Source organism: Allosalinactinospora lopnorensis, assembly GCF_000981225.1.
Taxonomy (GTDB): Bacteria; Actinomycetota; Actinomycetes; order Streptosporangiales; family Streptosporangiaceae; genus Allosalinactinospora; species Allosalinactinospora lopnorensis.
In genome coordinates, this window is the sequence record NZ_LAJC01000070.1 from 1 (window position 1) to 15,703 (window position 15,703).

13 protein-coding genes and 4 pseudogenes are annotated in these 15,703 nt (G+C 72.0%); 6 read left to right on the forward strand and 11 right to left on the reverse strand.

Translation table 11 applies throughout. The features are described 5' to 3' along the window. Both VS93_RS21080 and hisI read right to left on the reverse strand, forming a co-directional pair. Positions 1-202, reverse strand: a pseudogene (locus VS93_RS21080) (Trp biosynthesis-associated membrane protein); the annotation flags it as partial. Then, positions 199-594: a phosphoribosyl-AMP cyclohydrolase gene (hisI, locus tag VS93_RS21085; protein WP_046471630.1), complete on the reverse strand. Its 396-nt coding sequence runs from the start codon at positions 592-594 to the stop codon at positions 199-201. The gene hisI and the pseudogene VS93_RS21080, both read right to left, overlap by 4 nt. A gap of 181 nt (positions 595-775) precedes the next feature. On the opposite strand from hisI, the gene VS93_RS21090 reads away from it, so the two are divergent. Beyond that, positions 776-1,762: an SIS domain-containing protein gene (locus tag VS93_RS21090; protein WP_046471631.1), complete on the forward strand. Its 987-nt coding sequence runs from the start codon at positions 776-778 to the stop codon at positions 1,760-1,762. Here VS93_RS21090 and VS93_RS21095 read toward each other — a convergent pair whose 3' ends face one another. Both VS93_RS21095 and VS93_RS21100 read right to left on the reverse strand, forming a co-directional pair. After that, positions 1,763-3,607: an ABC transporter ATP-binding protein gene (locus VS93_RS21095; protein WP_046471632.1), complete on the reverse strand. Its 1,845-nt coding sequence runs from the start codon at positions 3,605-3,607 to the stop codon at positions 1,763-1,765. Continuing rightward, entirely contained in the window at positions 3,604-5,538 is a 1,935-nt protein-coding gene (locus VS93_RS21100; protein WP_046471633.1) for an ABC transporter ATP-binding protein, read from the reverse strand. The genes VS93_RS21095 and VS93_RS21100 overlap by 4 nt, the downstream gene beginning before the upstream one ends. A gap of 757 nt (positions 5,539-6,295) precedes the next feature. Between VS93_RS21100 and VS93_RS28495 the strand changes: the two are divergent. Then, a pseudogene (locus tag VS93_RS28495) lies at positions 6,296-7,900 on the forward strand (glycosyltransferase); the annotation flags it as partial. A gap of 360 nt (positions 7,901-8,260) precedes the next feature. On the opposite strand, the gene hisF reads toward VS93_RS28495, so the two are convergent. The 3 genes and pseudogenes from hisF to hisH form a co-directional block, all read right to left on the reverse strand. After that, positions 8,261-9,034 (reverse strand): imidazole glycerol phosphate synthase subunit HisF, encoded by a 774-nt coding sequence (hisF, locus tag VS93_RS21110; protein WP_046471634.1) that lies wholly within the window; start codon positions 9,032-9,034, stop codon positions 8,261-8,263. Further along, a pseudogene (priA, locus tag VS93_RS21115) lies at positions 9,031-9,761 on the reverse strand (bifunctional 1-(5-phosphoribosyl)-5-((5-phosphoribosylamino)methylideneamino)imidazole-4-carboxamide isomerase/phosphoribosylanthranilate isomerase PriA). Before priA ends, hisF begins: the two are co-directional and overlap by 4 nt. A 59-nt stretch (positions 9,762-9,820) precedes the next feature. Then, positions 9,821-10,456 (reverse strand): imidazole glycerol phosphate synthase subunit HisH, encoded by a 636-nt coding sequence (gene hisH / locus VS93_RS21120; RefSeq protein WP_046471635.1) that lies wholly within the window; start codon positions 10,454-10,456, stop codon positions 9,821-9,823. Between the two features lie 55 nt (positions 10,457-10,511). Here hisH and VS93_RS29420 point away from each other — a divergent pair, with 55 nt between their 5' ends. From VS93_RS29420 to VS93_RS28510, 3 genes and pseudogenes are all read left to right on the forward strand, one after another. Continuing rightward, entirely contained in the window at positions 10,512-10,754 is a 243-nt protein-coding gene (locus VS93_RS29420; protein WP_046471636.1) for a hypothetical protein, read from the forward strand. A gap of 9 nt (positions 10,755-10,763) precedes the next feature. Further along, a complete protein-coding gene (locus VS93_RS28505; RefSeq protein ID WP_082127078.1) occupies positions 10,764-10,949 on the forward strand; it encodes a DUF397 domain-containing protein in 186 nt (61 codons plus the stop codon). Between the two features lie 78 nt (positions 10,950-11,027). Further along, positions 11,028-11,189, forward strand: a pseudogene (locus VS93_RS28510) (DUF397 domain-containing protein); the annotation flags it as partial. Between the two features lie 463 nt (positions 11,190-11,652). Here VS93_RS28510 and VS93_RS30115 read toward each other — a convergent pair. From VS93_RS30115 to hisD, 4 genes are read right to left on the reverse strand one after another with little or no spacing between them, the layout of a single operon-like run. Further along, positions 11,653-11,811 (reverse strand): hypothetical protein, encoded by a 159-nt coding sequence (locus VS93_RS30115; RefSeq protein WP_046471637.1) that lies wholly within the window; start codon positions 11,809-11,811, stop codon positions 11,653-11,655. After that, positions 11,811-12,404, reverse strand: a complete 594-nt coding sequence (gene hisB, locus VS93_RS21135; RefSeq protein ID WP_046471638.1) for an imidazoleglycerol-phosphate dehydratase HisB — start codon at positions 12,402-12,404, stop codon at positions 11,811-11,813. The genes VS93_RS30115 and hisB overlap by 1 nt, the downstream gene beginning before the upstream one ends. 38 nt (positions 12,405-12,442) lie before the next feature. Then, complete coding sequence (locus tag VS93_RS21140; RefSeq protein ID WP_046471639.1) at positions 12,443-13,549, reverse strand: histidinol-phosphate transaminase; 1,107 nt, start codon at positions 13,547-13,549, stop codon at positions 12,443-12,445. Next, positions 13,546-14,859, reverse strand: coding sequence for a histidinol dehydrogenase (gene hisD, locus VS93_RS21145; protein ID WP_046471640.1), 1,314 nt, complete (start codon positions 14,857-14,859; stop codon positions 13,546-13,548). The genes VS93_RS21140 and hisD overlap by 4 nt, the downstream gene beginning before the upstream one ends. Before the next feature lie 263 nt (positions 14,860-15,122). Here hisD and VS93_RS21150 point away from each other — a divergent pair, with 263 nt between their 5' ends. Then, positions 15,123-15,686 carry a ferritin gene (locus VS93_RS21150; RefSeq protein ID WP_046471641.1) on the forward strand — a complete coding sequence of 188 codons (564 nt, stop codon included), beginning with the start codon at positions 15,123-15,125 and terminating at the stop codon, positions 15,684-15,686. The last annotated feature ends 17 nt before the right edge of the window (positions 15,687-15,703 follow it).

Consider the following 15,703-nt stretch of genomic DNA (forward strand, 5'->3'; position numbering starts at 1 on the left):
GACCGGCCCAGCCGAGAGCGGAGGCCGCCGGCGCGGTGTCCTCGCCGGCCAGCTCCACGAGGGCGGGCGCCGACGGCCCGGCCACCCGCACCTCCGCCACCGCCCAGACCTGACCGGCGGCGGCAAGCAACGCCGCCGCTCCCGCGACCGTGACCAGCAGGGCCACCGTGAACTCCCGCCGGGGAGGCACCGAGCGGCTCATCCGCTCTCCCCCTCCAGCGGGAGGCGGCCGGCGTCGAAGCAGGTACGGTCGCCGGTGTGGCAGGCGTTTCCGGTCTGGTCCACCTTGACCAGCAGGGTGTCACCGTCGCAGTCCAGGGCGACGGAATGGACGCGCTGCACGTTTCCCGAGGTGGCACCCTTGACCCAGTACTCCCTCCGGCTGCGCGACCAGTAGGTGGCGCTGCGCGTGCTGAGCGTCCGGCGCAGGGCTTCGTCGTCCATCCAGGCGAGCATGAGCACCTCGCCCGTGTCGTGCTGCTGGACGATGGCCGGCAGCAGTCCTTCGGGGGTCCGTTTCAGCCGTGCGGCGACGGCGGGGTCCAGCCTCCCGGCGGGCCGCCCGTCGCCGTTCCCGGAGAGAGTTGCGCTCATGCCTCCAGGCTAGAGCCGCTCCGGCCGGGGCGGCGCCGGCGGGTGAAAATGGCCATAGCCGCGGCTGACGGTCCGGGTCGCGGCGTATCCGGAGCACGCATCCCGGAAGCACGGTCTAGGGTGCAACCGGACACCGTTCCGGCGGCGGGCGGCCGCCGGTCGTGACACGAGCAGGAGAAACGTGAGCGCCCAGCTTCTCACCGCCGACCTGGAGGCCAAGCCGGCCGCGATGACCGCGCTGGCCGACCGGCTCGCGCGCAGGGACCCCTACGCCGCGCTGCCGTCGCTGCTGGACGACGAGCCCGCGGGCATCCTGCTGCTGGGGCTGGGCGCCTCGCGCTACGCCTGCGAAATGGCGGCGGCGCGGATGCGGCGGGCCGGTCTCGGGGCCACCGCGGAGTACGCGTCGGCGCTGCACAGCCTGCCCCCGGGCCCGGACACCCTCGTGGTGGCGGTCTCGGTGGGGGGCGGGCTGCGCGAACTGTGCACGGCGCTCGACCGCTACGTGGAGCAGTCGGCGATCATCGTGCTGACCGATGATCCCGACTCCCCGGTGGCGCGCTACGCCGACATCCTGGTGCCGCTGATGTCCGGCGAGGAGAAGAGCGGACTCACCTGCCGCGGCCACGTGCACGCTCTCGCGCTGCTGTCGCTGCTGGGCCACCGGCTCGGCGCGCCGTCCGCGGGCGCGAGCAGCGACCTGTCGCTGAGCCTGCGGCGGGCCGCGAACTCGGTGTCGGGGCTGCTGGAGCGCGCCCCGCGCTGGCTCCCGCGGGCCGCCGAGGCGCTGCACTCCCCCGACGACCTGCACTTCGTGGCACCAGCGGAGCGGCTGTGCTCGGCGCAGCAGGCGGCGCTGGTGGTCCGCCAAGGGCCGGTGCTGCCCGCGCACGCCGCCGAGTCGGGCGAGTGGTCGCACACGGACCGCTACCTCGCCGCCGTCAGCGACTACCGCGCTGTGCTGTTCGCCGGCTCGCACTACGACGAGCGGCTGACCGAGCAGCTCCTGCATCTGCGCGGGGCGTTCGTCTGCGTCGGGGGGGACATGGCCGGCTCGGCGCTGAACCTGCGCTACCCGGGCGACACCGACGCCGACGTGCGGCTGCTCACCGAACCCGTCGTCGGGGAGCTGCTGGCCGCCCACTGGTGGGCCGAGCGCGACCTGTAGTCACGCCGAGCTGCGCACCCAGGATCCGTAGAGGTCGGCGTAGACGCCCGGCCTCTCCACCAGCTCGGCGTGCGTGCCCCGCTGGACGATCCGCCCGGCGTCGAACACGAACACCTCGTCGGCGGCTTCGGCCGTGGAGAGCCGGTGCGCGATGGTCACCGACGTCCGGCCGTGTGTGAGCCGGTCCAGCGCGCGCTGGATGCGGACCTCGGTGTGCGGGTCCACCGCCGAGGTGGCCTCGTCCAGCACCAGCAGATCGGGGTCGGCGACGTAGGCCCGTACCAGCGCCACCAGCTGCCGCTCCCCCGCCGACAAGGACTCGCCCCGCTGCCCGACGGGGGTGTCCAGGCCGTGCGCCAGACCGCTCAGCCAGTCCCGCAGGCCCAGCTCGTGGATGGCCGCCTCCAGCTCGGCGTCGCCGGCCTCGGGGCGCGCGAACCGGATGTTGGCGCCCAGCGACCCGTCGAAGAGGAAGCCCTCCTGCGGGACCATGACGATCCGGCTGCGCAGCGAAGAGAACGCGATCTCGCGCAGGTCCACGCCGTCGAGCAGCACCCGCCCTTCGACCGGGTCCATGAGGCGGGTGAGCAGCTTGACGAAGGTCGTCTTGCCGGAGCCGGTCTCGCCGACCACGGCCACCCTGGTGCCGGGCGCGATCTCCTGGTCGACGCCGTCGAGTACGGTCGGCCCTTCGGGGTAGGCGTAGCCGACCCCCTCGAACCGCACCTCCACCGGACCGCGCGGGAGCTCGTGGCCGGCCTCGCCCGGGTCGGCGATGTCGGGGACGGTGTCGAGGACGCCGAGCACGCGCCGCCAGCCGGCGATGGCGTTCTGCGCCTCGTTGAAGATCTCGGTCGCCATCATCATCGGCGTGATGAACAGCGTGACCAGGAACAGGAACGCCACCAGCTCACCGGGGGTGATATCGCCCGCGACCCCCAGCAGCACACCGGTGACGACCACGGCCGCGTTGGCCACGGCCGCGACGAGCTCGGCGACCGGTGAAACGGCCATGGACAGCCGCTGCGCCCTCACCTGCGCCCGCCGGGTCGCCAGGACCGTTTCGTCGACGCGGTGCGCGGTGCGCTCCTCGGTGGCGTGGGCGCGGATGATCGCGGCCCCCATGACGGTCTCGCCGATCACGCCGAGCATGTCGCCGGTGCGCTCGCGGACCTTCAGATAGGCGCGGGACAGCAGGCGCTGCAGCCAGCGGACGCCGAACAGCAGCGGCAGGAAGCACACCCAGACCACCACGGTGAGCTGCCAGGAGTAGACGGCCATGAGCACCGTGGCGATGAGGAGCTGGCCGGTGCTGACGATGAGCAGCAGGCCGCCCCACTGCATGAAGACGCTGATCTGGTCGACGTCGGCGGTGACCCGCGAGACGAGCGCGCCCTTGCGCTCGCTGTTCTGGGTGAGCACCGACAGGTCGTGCACGTGCCGGAACGCCTTGCGGCGCAGCGTGGCCAGCCCGGACTCGGTGGCGCGGTACAGCCGCACGTTCATCAGGAAGGAGCACGCCGCTGTGATCACCAGCAGCACGGCGCACAGCGTGACAGCGGCGGCGACGAAGCCCATGTCCGGGACGCGGGTGCCCTCGCCGATGCCGTTGTCGATGATCTGCTGCACCGCGATCGGCACGATGATCTTGCCGACGGTCGCGATCAGCGCGAACACCAGGGTCAGCCTCAGTCCCCGGGTGAACTCCGGGGAGAGCTGCAGGCCGCGGCGGATCGTGCCGAGAGCGGAGTCGGAGGAGCGGTGCAGGGCGGGGGCGCCCTCGTCCGCCGGCCGGTTCCCCGATGCGTCCTCCCGCCCGGTGCCGGTGGCCACTGGGGTGCTCATCGAACGATCTCCTCCGTGCTGGGGGTGTCCTCGTCCCCGTCCGTTCCGGCGCCCCGGGCCCGGCGTTCCCGTTCTGCTGTGGCGCGCTCGTAGGCCGTCACCAGCTTCCGGTATCCGGGTGAGCGCTCCAGCAGCTCGTGATGGATACCCTGGTCGCGCACCGTTCCCCGTTCCAGGTAGACGATCTCGTCGGCGAGTTCGATGGTGGCCCTGCGGTAGGCGACGACGACCACGGTGGCGGCGAGCTCGGTGTCGCGCAGCCCCGCGAGGATCTGCGCCTCGATCTGCGGGTCGACGGCGGATGTCGCGTCGTCCAGGATGAGCAGCCGGGGCCGGCGCACAACAGCGCGGGCCAGCGCGAGGCGCTGCCGCTGCCCGCCGGAGAGCGAGGTCCCGCGCTCGCCGAGCCGGGTGTCGAGACCGCCGGGCAGGGCCGCCACGAAGGAGTCGGCGCGGGCCAGCCGCAGTGCCGCCCAGACGTCGGCGTCGTCCACATCGGCGCCGAGGGTGACGTTGCCGCGCGCGGTGTCCTCGAAGACGAACGTCGACTGCGGTACCAGGGCGGCGGCGCCGGCGATCTCACCCTGCTCCAGGTCGCGCGCGTCGACGCCGTCGTAGCCCACGGTCCCGCTATCGGGGTCGACCAGCCGCATGAGCAGCATTGTCAGCGTGGACTTGCCCGCACCGGTCGGGCCGACGACAGCGACGGTACGCCCCGGGGCGATGTCGAGGGTCACGTCTCTGAGGACCGTGGTGCGCGGGGCACCGGTGCCAGGGGCGGTGTCGGCGAGGTCGCGGCCGCTCACGCCCGACCGGTCGTAGGTGTCCTCGTAGGAGAAGCTCACATCGCGGGCGGTGAGCCGGACCCCGCCGCTCCCGTGCCCGTTGGTCCGGGCGCCGCCGTAGTGCATCGCGCCGTCAGCCGAGAGCACCGTCTGGACCCGGTTCCACCCGACGACGCTGCGCGGCAGGTCGCCCAGCAGCCAGCCGAACGAGCGGATGGGCAGGGCGAGAAGCGTGAAGAGGTAGGCGATCTGTACCAGGTCGCCCGGGTCGATCGCGCCGTTGGACAGCCGCCACGTCCCGACCAGCAGTACGGCCAGCACGCCGAGGTTGGGCAGGCCCTCCATGACCGGGTCGAACATTCCGCGCATCCGGCCGACCTGGATCTGGGCGTCGCGCAGCCGGTGCGCGGCCGCCGTGAAGCGCTCCGTCTCGGTGTCCTCGCGCCCCAGGGTCTTGACCACCAGAGCGCCGTCGAAGGACTCGTGCGCGACCTCGCTGACCTGCGCGCGCAGCGCCTGGGCTCGGGTGGCCACCGGTGCGATCTTGCGCTGGAAGACCACGTTGATCGCGAACAGCAGGGGGAAGACCACGAACCCCACGAGTGCGAGGACGGGGTCGGTGACCACCATGGCGACGGCCGCCGCCAGCAGCATGAACAGGCTCCCGAGGACCATCGGCAGCGGCGCGAGCGGCTGCCAGGTGGCCTCGACGTCGGCGTTGGCGTTGGACAGCAGCTGCCCGGTGGGGTGGCGGTGGTGCCAGGACAGCGGGAGGCGGAGGTACTTCCGGGCGACCTGGCGGCGGTATCGGGCCTGCATGCGGAACTGCATGAGGCCGGCGAACAGCCGCCGCGCGCCGAGCCCGAGCGCCTTGACCACGCCGACACCGAGGAGGAGCGCGGCGGCGGCGGCCAGTGCCGCGGTGGTGGTGCGGCCTTCGGCGAACGCCGGGAGGATGACGGTGTCGGTGATGCGCCCGAGGACCCATGCCGAGCCGACGGTGCCGGCCGCGTGCAGGGAGGCTCCGAGGACGGCCACGGCGCAGACCCACGGTTCGGTGCGCATCGCGATCCACAGCACCCGCACCCCGCGCCGGAAGATCGGGGAGCCGGACGCCGGTCCGCTCTCGGTGCTCCCCTGCGCCATATGTCCCCCGTTCGTTCGGCCACGCACATGCGCAGATGCCATCCGATGAGGGGATGGCATCCCGGTTGCCAACCTACTCCGCCCAATGCGGGAAGGTCCGCGCCGATTCGTTCAGCGCTGGGGGGAATCGGGCTATTCCGCGCGGCGAAACCCCTTGCGTCTCCGTGCTGCAGGGCGCGGACGGGCCTGTGCGCGCATGTTTCCGCTGAGAAGCGCGCGGTTCGCCCGCACTGCGGAAGCGCCGTGTCGGCGGGGTGAGCGGCGCGTGGCCGACTGCGGCCACAATGGCGGGGGGCAGGCCATGTGCTCTCCCCGGTTTCACCGGAGAATTCGGCCGGGAGCCTCGCGGAAATCGGAGCCCCGGGCGGTGCCTCCCGTTCGGTCCGGAAACCCCCCGATAAAGGCTTTCGCGCCGGTCCCGCTCCGTTTCCGCCCGGCGTTTCCCGGACCGCGGAGAGCGGGTGGCCGGGCCGCCGGTGACCGCGGAATTCCGGGGCACGGAAGCGTTTACCGGCATTTTCCGTATTCGCGCTCTTTCGGACGGATATTCCGGGACACACGGGTGCCCCCCAGCCGCGTGCGGCGGTGGCGTTCGTACGGGTGCGCGGCTCCGGGCCGGTCGCCGAAATCGGGGTGAACGCCAGGTCGCGGACAGGCAAAATCGCGGCGATATTCGCGGGCGCCGCTGGGCCCGGGCTACCGTGGCGGCGGAAACTGGAGCGTGCCTGACCTCAATTCCTCCGTACGCCCTGTTCCCATGCCGACCAAGCGCGGACCGCGGTCTCTGCTCGCCGACGCCTATGACGCGGTGGTGCACCGCGCTGTCCGTACCGCCCGCGGGCTCCCGCCCGCGGCGCGCTCCCTTGCTCTGCGGGCAGCCGGCGCCGGCCGCGGCTCGGCACTCCCCCGGTTCCCCGTCTCGGCCCTGGCGCTGCTCGCCGCCGACGACCGGGTCCACGACGCCCGCGACCTGCTGCACCGGCTGGCCGACGACATCGGCCGCGCGTCCCGCCGCAGGCGGTTCCTCACCCGGCGGCTGGCCGCCACGGTGGCGGTGCTGGAACAGCCGCGGCTGACCGAGGTCGCCGCACGGCGGCTGCGGGTTCCCGGGCGCTACACCGCGGCCCTGCACGGAGGGGCGGCCGCGCGCAGCGCCCGGCTGCTGTTCCATCGGGGCGCGCTGACCGAGGCCGTCGAGGCGGTCGCACCCTATGAGCACGTCCACGAGTTCTGCGGGGCACTGCGCCGGCGCTACACCGGTGAACGCGCCGCTCTCGGCCCGCTGCCGGACCTCCCGAAGCCCGACGGCGGCACCGGCCCGCTCAACGGGGTCCCGGGACGGGTGCTGCACCTGGTTTCCAACGCCCTGCCGCACACCCAGGCCGGTTACACGGTCCGCACGCACCGCATCGTGACGGCGCAGCGCGCGGAGGGGCTGGATCCGCACGTCGCGACATTCGTCGGCTGGCCGAGGGATGTCGCCGGCGTTCCGAGCGAGGAGGTGCTCGACGGGATCGGCTACCACCGGCTGCGCCCGGGAGAGGAGCTGCCCGAAGGGCTGGCGAAGCAGATCGAGGCCGGGGTGTCCGCCGCCACCGACCTGGCTCTACGGTTGCGCCCGGCGGTGCTGCACGCCGCCACCGACCACCGCAACGGGTCGGTGGCCATGGAGGTCGGGGCGCGGCTCGGCCTCCCGGTCGTCTACGAGGTCCGGGGGTTTTTGGAGGAGACCTGGATCTCGGGCGCCGGCCCCCGGGCCGAGGGCAGTGAACGGCACCGGCTGATCGTGGAGCGCGAGGCGTCGCTGATGCGCGGTGCGGACGCCGTGGTGACACTGGCCGGCACCATGCGCGAGGAGATCATCGCCCGCGGCGCGGACCCCGAACGCGTCGTGCTGGCCCCCAACGCGGTGGACCCGCACCTGCTGGACACGCGTCCCGACGGCGAGGGCTTCCGCCGCGAGTACGGCATCGGGGCCGGGGAGTTCGTCGTGGGGTCGGTCTCCAGCCTGATGGCCTACGAGGGGTTCGCGACGCTGATCGACGCGGCGGCGCTGCTGCGCGAGAGCGGCCTGCCCGTGCGGGTGCTGCTTGTCGGCGACGGGGCGGAGCGGGCGGCGCTGCTCGCGCGGGCCGCCGAGCGCGGCCTGGCCGAGGCTTGCGTCCTGCCCGGCCGCGTCCCGCCCGAGGAGGCACTGCGCGCGCATGCCGCGCTGGACGTGTTCGCCGCGCCGCGCGCCGACGAGCGCGTCTGCCGCCTGGTCACCCCGCTCAAGCCGGTCGAGGCGATGGCGCTCGGCACCCCCGTGGTCGCCAGCGATCTGCCCGCTCTGCGGGAGCTGCTGGCCGGCGGTGCGGCGGGCCTCATGATCCGGCCGGGCGCCGCCGATGAGCTCGCCGAAGCGCTGCGCCGGCTGCACGGCGACCGGGCTGCGGGAGGAGCTGGCCGAGGCCGGCCGCACCGAGATCGCCTCGCACCGCACCTGGCCCCGCCTGGCCGAGGTGTACCGGGACCTCTACGAGAGGCTGGGAGCGGCATAACCCGCGCCGCCGCTTCTGCGTCAATGGGTGGGGTTAGGTTGTGGTTGGCCGTGTCCGCCCGCGGGGTTCGGGACCGCGTTGGGAGGGCGGGTGTGCCGGATCCGTCCACCCTCACCGCCGATCTTGACCATCGCGTTCCTTCGTGCGCGCGTCAAGGAACGCGATGGTCAAGATCGGCGGGATTAGCGGACCGGGTGCCCGTGGGCCTTCAGTTCGGCCTTGACGTCGGCGATCGTGAACTCGCCGAAGTGGAACACGCTCGCCGCAAGGACCGCGTCAGCCCCCGCCTCGATGGCTCGCGGGAAGTGCTCGACCTTGCCCGCGCCGCCGCTGGCGATCAGCGGGATGTGGGCCACGGCGCGCACGGCGCGGATCAGCTCCAGGTCGAAACCGGCCTTGGTGCCGTCGGCGTCCATCGAGTTCAGCAGGATCTCACCGGCCCCCAGCTCGGCCGCGCGTGCGGCCCACTCGACGGCGTCGATGCCGGTGCCGCGCCGCCCGCCGTGCGTGGTGACCTCGAAACCGCTTGGTGTGGGCTCGTCGCCGGGGGCGACCCGGCGGACGTCGGCGGAGAGCACCAGCACCTGGCTGCCGAAGCGCTCGGCGATCTCGCGGATCAGTTCGGGGCGCGCGATCGCGGCGGTGTTCACGCCCACCTTGTCGGCGCCGGCGCGCAGCAGCCGGTCGACGTCGTCGGTGGTGCGCACCCCGCCGCCGACGGTGAGCGGGATGAAGACCTGCTCGGCGGTGCGGCGCACGACGTCGTAGGTGGTCTCGCGGTCGCCGCTGGACGCGGTGACGTCGAGGAAGGTGAGCTCGTCGGCGCCGTCGGCGTCGTAGCGGCCGGCCAGCTCGACGGGGTCCCCGGCGTCGCGCAGGTTCTGGAAGTTGACGCCCTTGACGACGCGCCCGGCGTCGACGTCGAGGCAGGGGATGACCCGGATCGCGACCGTCATCGGGACTTCACCGCCTCCAGCGCCTCTTCGAGGGTGAACGCGCCTCGTAGAGGGCGGTGCCCATGATGGCCCCCTCGACCCCCTCGCCGACCAGCGCGGCGATGGCCTCCAGGTCGGCCAGGCTGGACACGCCGCCGCTGGCGACCACCGGCTTTGCGGTGCGCCGGCACACCGTGCGCAGCAGCTCCAGGTTGGGGCCCTTGAGCGTGCCGTCCTTGTTGACGTCGGTCACCACGTAGCGGGCGCAGCCCTCCGACTCCAGCCGGTCCAGGGTCTCCAGCAGGTCGCCGCCGTCGCGGGTCCAGCCGCGGGCGGCCAGCGTGCCGCCGCGGACGTCCAGGCCGATGGCGATCCGGTCGCCGTGCTCGGCGATGATCTTGGCGCACCACTCGGGGTTCTCCAGCGCGGCGGTGCCGATGTTGACCCGGGTGCAGCCGGTGGCCAGGGCGGCGGCCAGCGAGTCGTCGTCGCGGATCCCTCCGGACAGCTCCACCCTGACGTCGACCCGGCCGACGATGTCGCGCAGCAGATCCCGGTTGTGCCCGCGGCCGAACGCGGCATCGAGGTCGACCAGGTGGATCCATTCCGCGCCGGCGTTCTGCCAGCCCAGCGCCGCCTGCAGCGGGTCGCCGTACCGGCCGCCGGAGTCGGCCTTGCCCTGGACGAGCTGGACGGCCTGGCCGCCGGCGACGTCCACGGCGGGGAGGAGTTCGAGGGTGGAGGGCATAGCGTCAACGACCTTCGTGTAGCGGACAGCGGGCGGTGGGTGTGCGGGCGGCGGGCCGGCTACAACGTCGCGACCCAGTTGGCCAGCACCTTTGCGCCGGAGTCGCCGGACTTCTCCGGGTGGAACTGGGTGGCCCACAGCGGGCCGTTCTCGACCGCGGCGACGAACGGGGCGCCGTGGGTGGACCAGGTGACCAGCGGCGGCGGGATGTGCGGGCTGGCGGGCACCAGCTCCCAGCGCAGCACCCCGTAGGAGTGCACGAAGTAGAAGCGCTCCTCGGCTCCGGCCCCGGCGAACAGCCGGGAGCCGTCGGGCACATCGAGGGTGTTCCAGCCCATGTGCGGCACGACGTCGGCGCGCAGCCGCTCCACGGTGCCGGGCCACTCGCCGCACCCCTCGGAGGTGACACCGTGCTCCACGCCCCGCTCGAACAGCACCTGCATTCCTACACAGATGCCCAGCACCGGACGGCCCCCCGCGAGCCGCTTGCCGATGACGCGGTGCCCGCCGGCCTCGCGCAGGCCCGTGATGCAGGCCTCGAACGCGCCCACACCGGGTACGACGAGTCCGTCGGCCTCCAAAGCGGCGTGCGGGTCCGCGGTGACGGTGACGCCGGCGCCGGCGCGCTCCAGGGCCCGCTGCGCCGAACGCAGATTGCCCGATCCATAGTCGAGGACGACGACGTTCGCGCTCACCTGGTACGGCTCCCTAATCTGCGGCGACGCAGCCCATCCTATGGGGTGGGGGCGGGTGGGCCGTGCCGAACGTCTATCTACCGCAGCGCTCCCACGGGTCGTCGTCGCCAAGACGGTCCTCGGTGCCGAAGAACTCGTCGGCCTCTCGGCGCATCAGATCGAAGTCGACGCGGACACCGGCATCCGGGGAAGCGCCGGCGGCCTCCTTAGGCTGATCTCCGGCGCTGCCTCGCGCACGGCGATGGCCTCTGTGCCGGGCGGGGAGATCGCCGCTGTACTCTTCACCTCAACGGCATGAGCATCGTCTATATGGCGTAAATCCTCTTTCAGTGGCAGCAACGGCGAATGTGTACACGTGGCCGTGGTTGGTGACACTGTCGGCATCATCGAAGCCGACGACCCCCGTACCAGCGATGCACCCATCGTTCGCACACCATTGAAGAATTTCCGCGTCTTCATCGAAGGTGTCAAGGCCGGGGAGTTCGATCTCTAGGCCGTAAGTCACCAAAGAGGCGCTTCTAAAGGAGAACACGGAAATGCACGGCCAGGACATGCCCCGGCCCAGTGGCGCAAGAGCAGCTACAGCGGCGGCGTGAACAACTGCGTCGAGATCGCCGACCTCCCGGCCTCGGTCGCCGTACGCGGCTCCAAGGATCCCTCGGGTGGCCGTCTCGGCTTTCCCCATGCAGAGTGGGCGGCTCTCCTCGGCGAGCTGCGCAACGGGGAGCTATAGGACCGCGCCGGTAACGCTCCTCCCCCGTCGTGCTTTTATGGCCATTCCGGCGGCCTCGCGGCGGAAACAACGTCACGGAGGCTGGTGGGGAGTGGGCGCAGTCCCGCGTGCGCGCGTGAAGGAACGCGATGGTCAAGATCGGCGATGAGAAAGCCCCAAAGGACGACCACGCCCCCTCGCGCCCGCCACGAGCGGCGGCGAGGGTGGACGGATCTGGACACGCAGAGCGCATCGCGGCGGGAGACCGGGGGCCGACAAGCTCGACAAGCGCGGTGCGGGCCCTTGGGCTCCACCGCGTTTTTCCCGTACCCGGCCCCCGGTCGTAGGGCCCCGCCGCGAGGAGCGAACGTGGACAGATCCGGCACACCCACCCCTCTCCCACAAACCCCCACCGCAGAGCCCCGCCCCTCACCGCGGACCCGAACCCGCGGGAGGCGCCGGACGGCTCAGAAGGCAGTAAGGCTCAGAAGTAGTCGAGCCGCAGCACGCCCGAGGCCACCGCGAGGGCGGCGCAGACCGCGAGGAGGGCCGCGGCCGCCCTGCTGAACTTCCACATCGCGATCGCGCCGCCGGCGAGCATCCCGCCCAGGGCGACGAGCAGCAGCCCCCAGAGGTCCGTCATTACAGGGCACCCTTGGTGGAGGGGATCCCCCTCACACGCGGGTCGGGTTCGCAGGCGAACCGCAGCGCCCGGGCGAGCGCCTTGAACTGGCATTCGACGATGTGGTGGGCGTTGCGCCCGTAGGGGACGTGGATGTGCAGCGCGACCCGGGCCTGGGCCACGAACGACTCGAAGATGTGCCGCGTCATGGTGGTGTCGTAGTCGCGCCCGATCACCGGGGCCATGCCCTCGGGTTCGGTGTGCACCAGGTAGGGGCGGCCCGACACATCCACGGTGACCTCGGCCAGCGCCTCGTCCAGCGGCACCTTGGCGTCGGCGAAGCGCCGGATGCCCGCCTTGTCGCCCAGCGCCTCCTTGAACGCCGCCCCCAGCGCCAGCGCGGTGTCCTCCATCGTGTGGTGGGAGTCGATGTGCAGGTCGCCTTCGGTGCGCACGGACAGATCGAACAGGCCGTGCTTGGCAAGCTGGTCGAGCATGTGGTCGTAGAAGCCGACGCCGGTGGAGATGTCGGCGACCCCGGTGCCGTCGAGGTCGATCTCGACGGAGACCTTGGTCTCTTTGGTGGTGCGTTCGACGCGGCCGGTGCGGCTCATGTGGTTCGTATTCTCCTGGTCTCGGTGGACGGCGAGGGCTACGCGCTCTGATGACCTGCCTGACCTGCCGTCACCTGGAGCAACGAAGCGCGGAACGCCGACATTTCCTCGGTGGTGCCGATGGTGACGCGTAGCCACCCCGGCGGCCCCGTCTCGCGGATGAGCACGCCGCGGTCGAGCATCCCCTGCCAGACGGCCGTGCGGTCGGCGAACTCGCCGAACATGACGAAGTTGGCGTCGGAGTCGGCCACGGTGAACCCGTGTTCGCGCAGCCACTCCACCAGGGAGTCGCGCTCCTCGCGTAGGCGCTTGACCGCGCCGAGGAGCTCGTCGGCGAAGTCGAGCGCCGTGGCCGCCACCACCTGGCTGACCGCCGAGAGGTGGTAGGGCAGCCGGACCAGCTGCAGCGCGTCGACTACGGCCGGGTGCGCCGCGAGGTAGCCCAGCCGGGCGCCGGCCATCGCGAAGGCCTTGGACATGGTGCGGGAGACGATGAGCCGCGGGTGCTCGGGCAGCAGCGTGAGCGCGCTGGGAGTGCCTTCCCGACGGAACTCGGCGTAGGCCTCGTCCACCACCACCACACCGGGCGCCACGCGCAGGACCTCCTCGATGACCTCCAGCGGCAGCGCCGTCCCCGTGGGGTTGTTGGGCGAGGTCAAAAAGACGACCGACGGCCGGTGCTCGGCGATCGCGCCGGCGGCGGTCTCGGGGTCGACGGCGAAGTCGGCGGTGCGCGGCACCGAGACCCAGTCGGTGTTGGCGGCGCGGGCCAGGATCGGGTGCATCGAGTAGGAGGGTTCGAAGCCCATGGCCGTGCGCCCGGGACCGCCGAAGACCTGCAGGATCTGCTGGAGCACCTCGTTGGAGCCGTTGGCCGCCCACACCCGGTCCACGCCCAGGCCGTGGCCGAGGTAGTCGGCCAGGGCCGCGCGCAGCCGGGTGGCGTCGCGGTCGGGGTAGCGGTTGAGGCCGGCGGCGACGGCGCTCACCTCGCGGGCCAGCGCCTCGGCGAGCCGGCCGGAGGGAGGGTAGGGGTTCTCGTTGGTGTTCAGCGCGACCGGGACGGCCAACTGCGGCGCACCGTAGGGGCTGCGGCCGCGCAGGTCGTCGCGGATCGGCAGGTCGTCGAGGCCGAACCCGGTCACCGGCCCTCCCTCTCTCCGTCGTGGCCCAGCCGGGCGGTGACGGCCTCCCCGTGCGCGGGCAGGTTCTCGGCTTCGGCGAGCGTGACCACGTGGTGCGCGACCTCTGCCAGCGCGGAGCGGTCGTAGTCGACCACATGGACGCCCTTCAGGAAGCTCTGGACGCTCAACCCCGAGGAGTGGCAGGCGCACCCGCCGGTGGGCAGGACGTGGTTGGAGCCGGCGCAGTAGTCGCCGAGCGAGACCGGGGCGTGGTCACCGACGAAGATCGCCCCGGCGTTGCGGACCCGGTCGGCGACGGCGCGCGCATCGGCCGTCATGACCTCCAGGTGCTCGGCGGCGTAGGCGTCGACCACGATGAGCCCGTGCAGGAGGTCGTCGACCAGCACGATGCCGGACTGGGGTCCGCGCAGCGCCTCGGCCACGCGTTCGCTGTGCTTGGTGGCGGGCACCCGTTCCGCCAGTTCGGCCTCGACCTTGGCGGCGAGGTCGGTGGACGGGGTCACCAGCACCGACGCGGCGACGACGTCGTGCTCGGCCTGGCTGATGAGATCGGCGGCGACGTATCCGGGATCGGCGGTGTCGTCGGCCAGGATCGCGATCTCGGTCGGACCGGCCTCGGAGTCGATGCCGACGACCCCCTTGAGCAGCCGCTTGGCCGCGGCCACCCAGATGTTTCCCGGGCCGGTGACCATATCGGCGCGGGCGCACTCGCCGGCGCCGTAGGCGAACATCGCGACCGCCTGGGCGCCCCCGACGGCGTATACCTCGTCCACCCCGAGCAGCGCGCAGGCGGCGAGGACAGTAGGGTGCGGCAGCCCGCCGGAGTCGGGGTGCGGCGGTGAGGTCACGGCCAGCGAGCCGACACCGGCTTCCTGGGCGGGGACCACGTTCATCACGACGCTCGACGGGTAGGCGGCCCGCCCGCCCGGGACGTAGAGACCCACGCGCCCGACGGGGATCCAGCGTTCGGTGACGGTCCCGCCGGGGGCCACCCGGGTCGTGGTGTCGGTGCGGCGCTGGTCGCGGTGGACCGTGCGGGCGCGGTGGATCGACTCCTGCAGCGCGGCGCGCACGGCCGGGTCGAGGGCGGCGAGCGCGGAGTTGAGGGCCTCCTGGGGCACCCGGATGTCGCTCAGCCGGACGCCGTCGAAACGTTCGGTGAGTTCGACCAGCGCCTCGACGCCCCGATGGCGGACGTCGTCGCAGATCGGGCGGACCCGGTCCAGCGTGGCCTCGACATCGGTCTCGGCGCGCGGCAGCAGGTCGCGCAGGTCACCAGAGGCTCCTCGGAGGTCGATGCGCGAAATCACGGGTCCATTCTAGGGGCCCTAAGCCCCGTCTTTCGCGGCGGTGACGGCTCTCACCTCGGCGCACGCCCCCGCGGAGCCCGCATCGCGCCACCCGGCCGCCCGCCCTCCGATGTTTTAGGCAAGGCTCACCGCAAAACCTCGGAATAAACACCGCCCGACTTTGGGACACCTAACCTAATTCATATTATGAAAGGCTTGCCTAAGTGAGCGATATGACCTTTCTATTAATCGCCGATTTCCCCTTTTTGCGTTATCCTGGGGGCATGACTTCGACGACGAAAACCACCGAACACGGCCTCTCCAAGTTCCATCGCCTCCTACTTGACCAGGTGCGACACGAGTTCACCGCCTCACAGCAGTACGTCGCGCTCGCTACGTGGTTCGACGACCGCGACCTTCCGCAGCTGGCACGGGTCTTCTACGGGCAGTCACTGGAAGAACGCGATCACGCGATGATGATCGTGCGTTTCCTGCTCGACAACGACGTCCCCGCGACGATTCCGCAGACCGATGAAATTCAGAATGACTTCGCCACGCCGCGCGATCTCGTGGCGCTCGCCCTGCGCCAGGAGCGCGAGGTGACCGGTCAGTTCCACCTGCTGGCCAAGACGGCCCGCGAGGAGAACGACTACACCGGCGAGCAGTTCCTCCAGTGGTTCCTGAAGGAGCAGACCGAGGAGGTCGCGAAGATGTCCACGCTGCTCGCGGTGATCGACCGCAGCAACGGCAACCTCTTCGACGTCGAGACCTTCGTGGCGCGCGACATGCCCGACGAGGGCGACGACCCCACGGCGCCGGAGACCGCCGGCCCGTCTGTCGCGGGCTGAACCGGCGCCCGCGGCCG

Excerpts from the sequence above, each read along its gene's own strand:
- hisF (WP_046471634.1), bottom strand. The coding sequence starts at position 9,034 with ATGACGGTCGCGATCCGGGTCATCCCCTGCCTCGACGTCGACGCCGGG.
- VS93_RS21150 (WP_046471641.1), top strand. The coding sequence starts at position 15,123 with ATGACTTCGACGACGAAAACCACCGAACACGGCCTCTCCAAGTTCCAT.
- VS93_RS21100 (WP_046471633.1), bottom strand. The coding sequence starts at position 5,538 with ATGGCGCAGGGGAGCACCGAGAGCGGACCGGCGTCCGGCTCCCCGATC.
- VS93_RS30115 (WP_046471637.1), bottom strand. The coding sequence starts at position 11,811 with ATGACGGACCTCTGGGGGCTGCTGCTCGTCGCCCTGGGCGGGATGCTC.
- VS93_RS21095 (WP_046471632.1), bottom strand. The coding sequence starts at position 3,607 with ATGAGCACCCCAGTGGCCACCGGCACCGGGCGGGAGGACGCATCGGGG.
- hisB (WP_046471638.1), bottom strand. The coding sequence starts at position 12,404 with ATGAGCCGCACCGGCCGCGTCGAACGCACCACCAAAGAGACCAAGGTC.
- hisI (WP_046471630.1), bottom strand. The coding sequence starts at position 594 with ATGAGCGCAACTCTCTCCGGGAACGGCGACGGGCGGCCCGCCGGGAGG.